This is a genomic window from Jiangella asiatica, assembly GCF_004349065.1.
In the GTDB taxonomy this organism is placed as follows: Bacteria; Actinomycetota; Actinomycetes; order Jiangellales; family Jiangellaceae; genus Jiangella; species Jiangella asiatica.
The window spans coordinates 20,020-31,756 of sequence record NZ_SMKZ01000015.1 but is presented as its reverse complement, the minus strand read 5'-3'; the positions used below and the strand labels follow the sequence as shown (position 1 = coordinate 31,756).

At 74.0% G+C, this 11,737-nt stretch carries 4 protein-coding genes; 3 read left to right on the top strand and 1 reads right to left on the bottom strand.

All coding sequences use genetic code 11. From position 1 onward, the window contains the following. The first annotated feature begins 36 nt into the window (after positions 1-36). On the top strand, positions 37-681 hold the full coding sequence (locus E1269_RS12325) for a nitroreductase family protein (RefSeq protein ID WP_131894841.1): 645 nt from the start codon (positions 37-39) through the stop codon (positions 679-681). 7 nt (positions 682-688) lie between these two features. On the opposite strand, the gene E1269_RS12320 is transcribed toward E1269_RS12325, so the two are convergent. Further along, positions 689-1,087 (bottom strand): cupin domain-containing protein, encoded by a 399-nt coding sequence (locus E1269_RS12320; RefSeq protein WP_131894839.1) that lies wholly within the window; start codon positions 1,085-1,087, stop codon positions 689-691. Between the two features lie 51 nt (positions 1,088-1,138). On the opposite strand from E1269_RS12320, the gene E1269_RS12315 reads away from it, so the two are divergent. Continuing rightward, positions 1,139-2,140, top strand: coding sequence for a GlxA family transcriptional regulator (locus tag E1269_RS12315; RefSeq protein ID WP_131894837.1), 1,002 nt, complete (start codon positions 1,139-1,141; stop codon positions 2,138-2,140). 160 nt (positions 2,141-2,300) lie between these two features. Further along, on the top strand, positions 2,301-11,696 hold the full coding sequence (locus E1269_RS12310) for a carboxypeptidase regulatory-like domain-containing protein (RefSeq protein WP_131894834.1): 9,396 nt from the start codon (positions 2,301-2,303) through the stop codon (positions 11,694-11,696). Positions 11,697-11,737 lie beyond the last annotated feature (41 nt).

Sequence of the window (11,737 nt, the reverse complement as noted above, 5' to 3'; positions counted from 1 at the left end):
AGCTGAACGTCACGGCAGGCCCAGAGGAGGCGCCGCATGGACACCAGGGTCACTGATCACCTGCTGAGCACCACGCGTGCGGTGCGGCGCAAGCTCGACCTGGACCGGGAGGTCGAGCCGGAGGTCATCGCGCAGTGCCTGCGGCTGGCCGTCCAGGCGCCGACACCCGGACCGTCACAGAGCTGGCGCTGGCTGGTGGTGCGTGACCAGGAGACCAGAGGTCGCATCGCCGAGCTCTTCCGCGAGGTGGGTGCGCAGTACATGCGTGACCGGATCGCCGTCGCGGGTGCCGCGGCGAACGAGGCGCCGATGAAGCGGATCCTGGAGTCCGGGCAGCACCTCGTGGACATCATCGACCGGGTGCCGGTATTGGTCATCCCGTGCGTCGTGGGCCGGCCGACCGGGCGCAACGCCGCTGACTCCGTCTTCTACGGCGGTATCTTCCCGGCAGTGTGGAGCTTCCAGCTGGCGCTGCGCTCGCGCGGGCTGGGCTCAACGCTCACGTCGTACCACCTGGAGCGGGAGGAGCAGGCCGCACGCATCCTCGGCATCCCCGACGGCGTCACGCAGGTCGGCCTGCTGCCGGTGGCGTACACGACGTCGCAGGACTTCAAGCCCGGCACGCGGCAGCCGGTCGAGGAGCTGAGCTACCTCGACCGCTGGGGCTCACCGCTGTTCTGACCGCGCCTCACCCGGAGAGTGCCTGGCCGGTGGAACTGGCGATGTGGCCGGGGACCTCATCGTGGCGGTCGCCGGTGTTCACGGTGCCGGTCGGCTCGAACATGAGGATCGACGCGCCGGCCGCCGACGACGGGCGGTGCTCGGTGCCGCGCGGCACGACGAAGACGTCGCCTCGGCTCAGATGTACGGTGCGCTCGGCGGTTCGGCCCTGCCGGAGCGCGATGTCCAGCTCGCCGTCGAGCACGAGGAAGAACTCGTCGGTGTCTTCGTGGGAGTGCCAGACGAAGTCGCCGGCCACCTTCGCGATGCGCACGTCGTAGTCGTTGACGCGAGTGACGATGCGCGGACTCCACAGCGCGTCGAAGGAGGCCAGGGCGGTGTCGAGGTTGATCGGCTGGTTGCTCACATCGCCAGCCTGCCGCTGTCGCCGCCGTCCGGCGAGTAGTAGAAATGGCGCATGTCGCAACGATCCTCGCAGCCTCGCCGAGGGGAACGACACCGCGTCGCGCTGGTCGTCGGGCCCGGCTCGAACCCGTTCGAGATGGGCATCGCGATGGAGCTGTTCGGCATGCCCCGTCCGGAGCTCGACGTCCAGTGGTACGACTTCGTCGTCTGCGCCGCCGACGGCGCTGTGCCGGTGCGCGATCAGCTGTTCACCCTGACCTGCCCCGGCTCGCTCGCCGACGTGGCGGCCGCCGACACCGTCATCGCGCCGAACCGCCCGGACCCCGAGTGCGGCTTCGGTGCCGAGGTGCTCAATGCCCTGCGTGCGGCCGCGGCTCGCGGTGCGCGGCTGGTGAGCTTCTGCACCGGCACGTTCACCCTGGCGGAGGCCGGCCTCCTCGACGGGCACACGGTCACGACGCACTGGCGCTGGACCGACGAGTTCCGCCGCCGGTACCCCGGCGTTCACCTGCGGCCCGACGTGCTGTTCGTCGACGACGGCCGGGTGCTGACCGCGGCCGGCAGCGCGGCGGCGATGGACCTGAGCCTGCACCTGATCCAGGCCGACCACGGCGCGGCCGTCGCGAACGCCGTCAGCCGGCGGCTGGTCTTCCCGACGCACCGGCCCGGCGGGCAGCAGCAGTACATCGAGCGGCCGGTGCCGAGCAGACCCGGTATAGCGCTCGCCGAGGTCATGGAGTGGGCGCTCGCGCACCTCGACCAGCCGCTGACGGTGGCCGCGCTGGCCGGACGGGCGGCGATGAGCCCGAGCACGTTGCACCGCCGGTTCCAGGCCGAGGTCGGAACCACGCCGCTGCGCTGGCTGCACCACGAGCGCATCGACCACGCCCGGTCGCTGCTGGAGACCACCGGCCTCGACGTGTCCGAGGTGGCCAGGCTGACCGGCTTCGGGACCGCGAGCAACCTGCGTCAGCACTTCCGCCGCCGCATCGGAGTCGCGCCGACCGCCTACCGGGACGCCCATCAGCGCGGCGGCACGCACCTGCCCGGTTGATCCCGGTGTCCGGGCGGCGTGTCGGGTTTCCGCCATTGGCATGAATCAGCCTTTACACCCTCAGTGACTGATCTATACCGTTACGCACCACAATGCAGCGGTTCGTCCGGCCAAATGGGGGGGACGAGGGTCGCTGACCTCATGGTGAAGGGCGGTCATCATGGCTGTTCAGACGCTGGTGCCCAGGATCTTCGCCGCTCTTGCCGGGCCACTGCTGCTGGGGGGCCTGCTGTCGCCGACGGCGGCGGCGTCCGGTCCACTGCCCTCGGCGACCGGCGCGCTCGCGGCGCCCACGTCAACACCCGCCGATCCGCTCGACCTCACCACCGGCCTGCCGTTGAACCCCGACACGTTCGGCCTCGATCCTGCCGAGCCGCCGCCCGCCACCTCCGCCGAGCCGACCGGGGTCGAGGACGCGGTCCGCTCCACCATCGAGGCCGACGGCACCGCCGCGGTGGTGGTCCGGCTGCGAGACCAGGTGGACCTGGACGCCGCCGCGGTCCGGGCCACCGAGGCCGCCAGCGCCGCGGCCGCAGATGCCCGTTCCCGGCTGCTTGCCACGACCGGCCGCCCCGACGCCGACACCGAGCGGCTGGTCGCCGACGAGGCCCGCGCGGCCCGAACGGCCACCGTCGTCGGCGAGCTCCGGGACACCGCGGAGACCAGCCAGCCGGCCGTCCTGGACCTGCTCGCCGACGCCGCCGCCACCGCCGTCACGCCGTACTGGATCTTCAACGGTGTCGCGGCCACCATCGACGCCGGAACGCTGCGGGCACTTGAGCGGCACCCGGACGTCGCCAGCGTCGGCCTGGACGAGGTGATCACGCTCGAGGAGCCGATCGAGCCGGAGCCCGGGGAGCCGCTGCTGCCCAGCTGGAGCCTGGAGTCGATCAATGCGCCCGACGTGTGGGGCGACTACGGCGTGCGCGGCGAGGGCGTCGTCGTCGGCATCATGGACGGCGGCGCCGACGGCGGACACCCGGCGCTCGCGGCGTCGTGGCGCGGCACCACCGGCGACCCGGCAAGCAGCTGGTACGCACCGACCGGTGAGAACTACCCGGCGCCCGGCGACGGCGACGGCCACGGCACCCACGTCACCGGCAGCATCGTCGGCACCGCCCCGGGCGAGCTGACGGGGGTCGCCCCCGGCGCGCAGTGGATCGCGGCGAAGATCTTCCGCGACTCCGGCAGCTCCACCGAGTCGATCATCCACGACGGGTTCCAGTGGATGCTCGCGCCCGGCGGCGACCCGGCGGCCGCACCCGACGTCGTCAACAACTCCTGGGGCTCCGACGCCGGCGCGGCCACCACGTTCTGGGACGACGTCGCCGCGTGGGAGGCGGCGGGCATCGTGCCGGTCTTCGCCAACGGCAACAACGGGCCGGCACCCGGGACGGTCGGGTCGCCGGCCAGCTTCCCCAACGCCATCGGCATCGGCGCCACCGACGTCAACGACCTGATCGCCGGCTTCTCCAGCCGCGGCCCGGCGGTCTGGGACGGCGAGCGTGTCCGCAAGCCCCAGGTCAGCGCACCCGGCCACCAGATCCGCTCCACCTGGCCGCGGCAGCTGAGCGAGGACGGTTACAACACCATCTCCGGCACCTCGATGGCCGCGCCGCATGCCACCGGTGTCGTCGCGCTGATGCTCTCGGCCAACCCGGATCTCACGATCGACGAGATCAGGACGGTGCTCGAGGAGACCGCCCGCACCGAGCCGCACATGGGCGAGCTGCCCAACGACAACTACGGCACCGGGATCGTCGACGCCTACGCCGCGGTCACCCGGGCCGCGTACGCCGGCACCGTCACCGGGACGATCACCGGCCCGGAGGGTCCCGTCGCGAACGCGACCGTCACCGTCGGCGACGACACTCCGACGGCCGCGACGGCGACGACCGACGAGTCCGGCGCCTACAGCGTCGCCGTCGCCGCCGGCGAGCACACCGTTACCGTCGCCGCCTACGGCTACGTCACCGCGACCGCCGGCGTCACGGTCGAGATCGACGCGACGACGACGCTCGACGTCGACTTGGCCGCGGCAGACCGGCACGAGGTCACCGGGGTCGTCACCGCCGACGGCGCGCCGGTCGAGCACGCCCGGGTCGTCCTCGGCGGCACCCGGCTCGACCCGGCCACCACCGACGCTGACGGCGGCTTCGCCTTCGATGACGTCGCCGCGGGCACGTATACCCTTCGGGTCAGCGCGACCGGCCACGAGCCGCGCACGCAGGAGGTCGTCGTCGACGGCGACGACCACCTCGACGTCACGCTCGAACCGCTCGACCAGCCGACCGATCCGGGCTGGTCGCAGTACCAGAACAACGCGACCCGCAGCGGCATGACCGGCGACCCACTGGCCGCGTCCACGCTCCAGCCCAGCTGGGCCGCCGAGGCCGACAGCGCGGTCACGTTCGCCTCGCCGGTGCTCGCCGACGGCCGGGTGTTCCTCGGCTCCGACGGCGGGCAACTGGTCGCCCGCGACGCCGGCACCGGTGACCGCCTCTGGATCTTCGAGGCCGGTGACGCGCTGCGCGGCACTCCCGCCGTCGTCGATGACCTCGTCGTCACCGGTGGCGGGCTGGCCGGCGGACTCTACGGGCTGGACGCGGCGACCGGCGAGCAGCGCTGGTCCGTGCCCACGCCCGGCCGGCTCACCGTCTACACCGCGCCGAGCATCGTCGACGGCGTCGTCTACGCCGCGACCGGCCCGAGCCAGGACCGCGAGGACACCGTCTACGCCCTCGACGCGGCGACCGGCGAGCAGGTGTGGGCTACCGACGTCGGCACCTCGGTCTTCGCCGGTCCGGCGGTCGGCGAGGGCCTGGCGGTCGTCGGGAACGCCGACGCCGGCGAGCTGACCGCGCTCGACGCCGCCACCGGTGCGCATCGGTGGACACTCACACGCACCGGCGACTACTTCATCGGCGGCGCCAGCATCGTCGACGGCACCGTCTACATCCCCACCACCGACGGCGACGGCGGCGGCAGCCTGCTCGCGGTCGACGCGGCCACCGGCCAGCTGAGGTGGGAGGCCGACCGGCACGGTGACGGGCAGGGCACCACGCCGGCCGTCTACGGCGACCTCGTCATCGCCGGCTCGCACGGCCTGGGCCTGGTGGTCGCCTACGACCGCGCGACCGGCGTGCCCGTCTGGCAGTACGCGGTGGCCGGCGCGGTCAGCGCGTCCGTCATGGTCACCGACGACGGGTTCGTCGTCGGTGGCTCGCAGCTGGACTTCCGGCTGTGGGCGCTGGACGCGGCGACCGGCGAGCTGGTCTGGGAGGCACCGGCCGGCGGCAACGTGACGACGGCGCCGGCCTACGCCGACGGGCTCCTGGTCGGCGCGGACGTGCGCGGCAACATCCACGCCTTCAACCCGACCGGCACCATCGACGGCACGGTCACGGGACCGGACGGACCGGTCGCCGCCACCGTGCACGTCACGGCGGCCGGTGCCGAGACCGGCACGGAGATCACCGCGGACCCACGGACCGGCCGGTTCGAGCTCACCCAGCCGCCCGGCTCCTACACGGTCACCATCGCGCACTACGGCCTGACCAGGCAGACGCGGACGGTGGAGCTGGCCGCCGGCGGCACGGTCACCGTCGACGCCGAGCTCGCCGCCGTCGAGGCGGGCGCCGTCACCGGAACGGTCCGCGACGAGTCCGGAGCACCGCTGCCCGGCGTCACCGTCGGGCTGGCCGGGACGCCGCTGGACCCCGTCACCACCGGCGACGACGGGAGCTTCGCGCTGGACGGTGTCGCGGCCGGCACCTACGTGCTGGAGGCGGAGCTGACCGGCTACGCGCCGCTGCGCCAGCAGGTCGCCGTCGTCGCCGGTGCGACCGCGACGGCGGACCTCACGCTCACCCGCTACGAGGTGGCCGTGGTCGGTGACGACGACGGCCGCATCCTGGCCGTCCTGGAGGACCTGGGCTACCAGGCACAGGCCACCGACTACGCCGACGTCGCCGCCCGCCCCGCCGACTTCGAGGTGGTCGTGGCCAACGGAGCCGACGGCACCGAGCCGGGGCAGCAGCCGTTCCTCGACTTCCTCGCGGCCACCGACGCCGCCGGCACCAGCGTCGTCTGGCTCGACCAGTGGTCGCTGGGCTGGGGCGCCATCAACCACCTCGTCGACTACGTCGGCGACCCCGTCAGCGCCCCGGGCGACAGCGGCGGCTCCGGCCGGGTGTCGCTGCTTCCGACCGTGGAGCACCCGCTGACCGCCGGGCTGCCGCTGGGTGAGCGCACCGAGATCCTGGTCCCGAACAGCGGCTGGTCGGCGTTCGAGGGCCACTCCGGTGTCACGGTCGCTGAGCTGCACACCGACGACGACGGCGTGGCCGGCGGCGGCATCGGCTACGCACCACGCGGTGTGGACAGCGCGCACGTGCTGCTCGGCTCGCTGGCCGCTGCGGCCAGCTGGGGCGTGCCGGACAGCGACTGGCTGCCCGCCGCCGAGACGGTGCTCGACAACGCGATCCGCTACGCCGCCGACGCCTCGTTCGGTGCCGTCGACGGAACCGTGACCGACGAGTCCGGCGCGCCGCTGGCCGGTGCGACGGTCGAGGTCACAGGGACGGCGCGAACCGCGACCACGGCCGCCGACGGTACGTACCGGCTGCTGCTGGAGCCCGGCGAGCACACGCTGCGGTACAGCCGGGTCGGCAGCGCGCCGGTGGAGCGGGCCGTCGCCGTCGCGGCCGGCGGGTCGGCCACCGTCGACGTGGCGCTGGCCGGCTCCGGGCTGGGCGCCGTGCGCGGCGTCGTCACCAGTGACCGCGACGGCACGGCGGTCGCCGGCGCGCAGGTGAGCCTGGCCGGCACCGAGCTGAGCGCGACCACCGGCACCGACGGCGTCTTCCGGATCGACGACGTGCCCGGCGGTTCGTACGAGCTGCGGGTCGCCGCGGCCGGCCACTTCACCGCGACGGCCGCGGTCGACGTCGTCGCCGGGCAGGAGAGCCTCGCCTACGTCGAGCTCGAGGCGGCGCCGCGGGTCGGCGTCATCGGCGACTACGGCAGCGACGGTGTCATCGCCCTGCTGACCGCCGCGGAGGTCACGGCCGAGTCGATCGGCTTCGACGACGTCGCGCGGGTGGGCGAGTTCGACGTCGTCGTGTTCAACGATCCGCCGGACCCGGGAGAGGAGACGTTCCTCGCCTTCCTCGACGCGATGGACGCCGCCCAGGTCAGTGGCATCTTCCCGGACGACAGGTTCAGCTCCGACGGCGGTGCGCGGCTGCTGCGCAAGTACCTGGGCGACCCCGCCGGCACCACTCCGGTGAGCGGTGAGGGCATCGTCTCGTATGCACCGCGCGTTCGCGACCACCCGCTTTTCGCCGGTCTGGCCGCGCAGCCGGAGATCTTGCTTGCCGACCGGTACGCGGCCGGTATCGTCGGGTACTCCGGCACGCCGCTGGCCGACACGATCACCGAAGAAGGCGGCGACCGCGGTGTCGGCGCTTCCTACACCGCGCGCACCCCGGGCAGCGTGCACCTGCTACTGGCCGGGCTGGCCGCGACCATCCTGCAGAACCCCACCGAGGACTGGACCGACGACGGGCGCGCGCTGTACCTCAACGCCGTGCGCTGGGCGGCCGCCCCCGGGCTCGGCAGCGTCGAGGGGTCGGTGACCGGCGTCGACGGCGTCCCGGTACCGGCCAGCGTCGAGGTGCTGGAGACCGAGCGCACGGCCACCGCCGACGCCGCCGGCCGGTACGTCGTGCCGCTCGAGGCCGGCGAGCACACGCTGCGCTTCACCGCCTTCGGTTACGAGCCGGTCGAGCATGTCGTCACCGTCGAGCGCAACGGCACGGTCCGCCTCGATGTCGAGCTGTCCCCGGGCGAGACCGGCTCCGTCGCCGGCACCGTCACCGGCACCGTCACCGGCGAGGCCGACATCAGCGGCCCGTCGGCGCTGGGCGACCCGGTGGCCGGCGCGACGGTGACCCTGCTGGGCACCGGGCTGAGCACCACGGCGGCCGAGGACGGCACGTATCGGATCGACCTGGTGGAGCCGGGCACGTACGAGCTGGAGGTCGCGACGGCCGACCATGTGCGCACCCGGGTCGCGGTGACCGTCTCGATCGGCGAGCAGACGGTCGCGAACGTCGAGCTGCGGGCGTCGCCCGTGGTCGGAGTCGTGGACGACTACCAGGGCCGGCTGGCCGGCTACCTCGAGTACTGGGGCTACGCTCCGGAACCGCTGACCTGGCAGGACACCGCCAGGATCGGTGAGCTGGACCTGGTGGTGGGCAACCTCGGCTCGTCGTCCGGGTTCGACCCCGGCGCCGCGGGCTGGGCGGAGTTCGCCGACGCGTTGAACCGCGCGAGCGTGCCGGCGGTCTGGCTGGACCAGTTCGGCCGCGGCTCGTTCCGGTACCTGTCCGACTACGGCGGCGACCCGGGCGTCGCCGGGGAGACCCGCGACGACGGCGCTGTGACGGCCACCGGTGTCGACCCGGACCACCCGCTGCTCGCCGGCCTGCCTGCGACATTCCCGCTGGTGGCCGACGAGGGCGAGTTCTCCTGGTTCGACGAGTTCAGCGGCACCACCGTGGCGACGGTCAGCTCGGCCGGCGAGTCCGGACGCGGCCTGGCCGGGGTCCGGCACCGCGGCGCCCGGGCCGTCGACGTGCTGCTGGGCACGCTCTCGGTGAGCACGTACGGCTACCCGTCCTACGGCGACGCGGCCGGGCTGAGCTGGTCGCCGGAGGCGGAGCGGCTGCTGCGCAACGCGCTGGGCTACGCGCTGGACGCCGACCGCCTCGGCGCGGAGGTCCGCGGTGCGCTGACCGACGCCGGCGGCACCGCGCTGACCGGGACGGTCACCGTCGTGGAGACCGGCGAGACGGTGTCCGCGCGGCCCGGCGACGGCAGCTTCGTCGTGCCGCTGGACGCCGGGACGTGGACGCTGCGCGCGGCCAGCTTCGGCCACGCCACCGCGGACGTCGCGGTGACCGTGACCGCGGGTGAGGTGCTCAACCGCTCGATCCAGCTGGCGGCCCGGCCGGCCGGGACCGTCGCGGGCACCGTCACCGGAAGCGACGGCGCGCCCGTCGCCGGCGCCTCGGTCAGCCTCAACGACACCCCGCTGTCGGCCACCACCGGTGCGGACGGCCGGTTCACGCTGATGAACGTGCCGGCGGACTCGTGGACACTGCGCGTCACCGCCGACGGCTTCCAGGCGTCGGAGCGGGCGATCGCGGTGACCGCCGGCCAGGCGCTGACGGCGGACGTCAGCCTCGTCGCGTCGCTGCCGGTCGCGGTGGTGAAGGACCTGTCCAGCTCGATCACCGGGCTGCTGGCCGCCGAGGGCTACGCCGTGGAGCAGGTCACCGGAGCGCAGCTGGCCGACCTGGCCACCCGGGTCGCGGACTACCGGCTGGTGATCTTCAACGGCACGATCCTCACCTCCGAACGGGCTGCGTTCGGCCACGTGGTGGATGCGGCGCAGGCGGCCGGCGTCTCGGTCATCTTCGCCGGCCAGTGGGGCGGCTACGCCATCGGTGCGCTGTCGGACCTGCGCGGCGACCCGGCCGAGGTGGAGTACGACTTCGTGCCGGAGGCGGTGGACTACGTGCCGGCGACCCAGCACCCGATCTTCGCCGGGCACCCGGTCGGTGAGCCGGTGCCGCTGCTGGCCAACCCCGGCGGCAACCAGCAGTACCTGGCCTACACCGGCTACAGCGGCACCACGATCGCCAACCTGCGCTCGGCGACGGACGGCGCCGACCTCGGCAACGCGGTCGGCTACCGGTTCAGCTCACCGACCAGCGTCGAGATCCTCCTCGGCGGCCTCGCCGCCAGCAGCTACGGACGCCCCGGCGACGGCTGGACCGCCGGCGCCGAGGACATCTACCTCAACGCGGTCGGCTGGGCCACCCAGGCCCGGCAGGCCGAGCTGACCGGCGTCGTGTCGTCGGGCGGCGAGCCGGTGAGTGGCGCGACGGTCACCGCGGTCGAGGCCGGCGTCGCCGTCACCACCGCGGCCGACGGCGCGTACACCCTCGGCCTCGCGGCCGGCACGCACACGATCCGGGTCGAGGTGTTCGGCTTCGCCGCGGCCATCCACAGCGTCGAGGTGCCGTCGTCCGGGACCGTCACGCTCGACATCGAGCTCGAGCCGCTGCCGCGCGGTGGTGTCGCCGGCACCGTCACCTCGGCCGACGGCGAGCCCGTCGCGGGCGCCGTCGTCACCGGGACCGGGCCGGACGGCTGGACCGCGACGACGGACGACGATGGCGCGTTCGCCGCCGACGGGCTGCTCGAGGGCGAGTACGCCGTCACCGTCACCGCCGACGGGTTCCTGCCCGGGTCCGCGTCGATCACGGTGCGCGCCGGTGACGCCTCCCGGGTCGACGTGGCGCTGCGGCCGCTGGACGTCGGGGTGCTCGGCGACGTGGACGGCACGGTGACCGGTCACCTGCGCGCGGCGGACGTGGCGGCGGCCGAGCTGGACTGGAGCGACGCGGCCGGCGACCTCGACCCGTACGAGGTGATCGTCGTCAACGGCGGCGACCCGGACCGGGCGACGTTCGAGGCACTGCTCACCGCGGCCGACGAGGCCGAGACCAGCCTGGTCTTCACCGGCACCTGGGGTGTCGACCAGGGTGGCGTGCGGCTGCTGGAGACCTACACCGACCGGGTCACCGTCGGAGCCCAAGGCTACGGCGACGGCCCGGTGACCGTGACCGGCTTCGACCCGGCGCACGACCTGTTCGCGGGGCTGGCCGACCCGGCGACCATCATCACCGACGGTGGCTACTACAGCGCGCTGGACGACTACGCCGGCCGCCCGCTCGCGACCCTCACGGTGCCTCGTGAGGGAGCCGAGCCGGTCACCGGCATCGCCGCCGGCTACGACTGGCGCACCGCCGACAGCGTCGAGGTGGTGCTCTCCGCCAGCGCCGTCACCGGCGCAGTCGGGCCCGGCCGCGGTTGGACCGCCGGCGGCGGCCAGCTGCTTCTCAACGCCGTGGCGTGGGCCCGCGACGCGGAGCTGACGGCGCCCGGTGCCCCGACGGCCGAGGCGCCCGCGGTGACGGCGACCGAGACGGTCGAGGTCACCGGCCGTGCGGACTGGCCGTCGACGGTGTCCGTGCTGGTCGACGGCGCGGTCGCGGCGCGGGCCGACACCGCGGCGGACGGCACGTGGACGGCGTCGGTGCCGGTGGCCGTCGGCGCGAACGAGCTGACAGCGGTCGCGGCCAACGCGGCGGGTGAGTCGAGACCGTCGCCGGCGGTGCGTGTCGAGCGGTGGCAGCCGGAGTGGACGGTGACCGGCTCCGGCCGGAGCCGGCCGGTCATGCTCGCCCTGGACGGCCGGACCACCGCGGACGAGCCGGCCGAGGGCGCCGAGCTCGTCGTTCGCGACACCGGCGGCGCCGAGGTGGCTCGCCACGACTTGCGCTGGGTGATGGTGCGATACCTGCACGTGCTGTCCGGGCTGCCCGGCGGCACGTACACGCTGGGTGCGGAGCTGACCATCGACGGCGACGTCCTCGACGTGAGCGGGCCGGAGGTGACCATTCCCGGGCGCGGCTCATGAGTCCGGTGGACCGGGCCGCGACATGGCACGCGCCGGCGGGG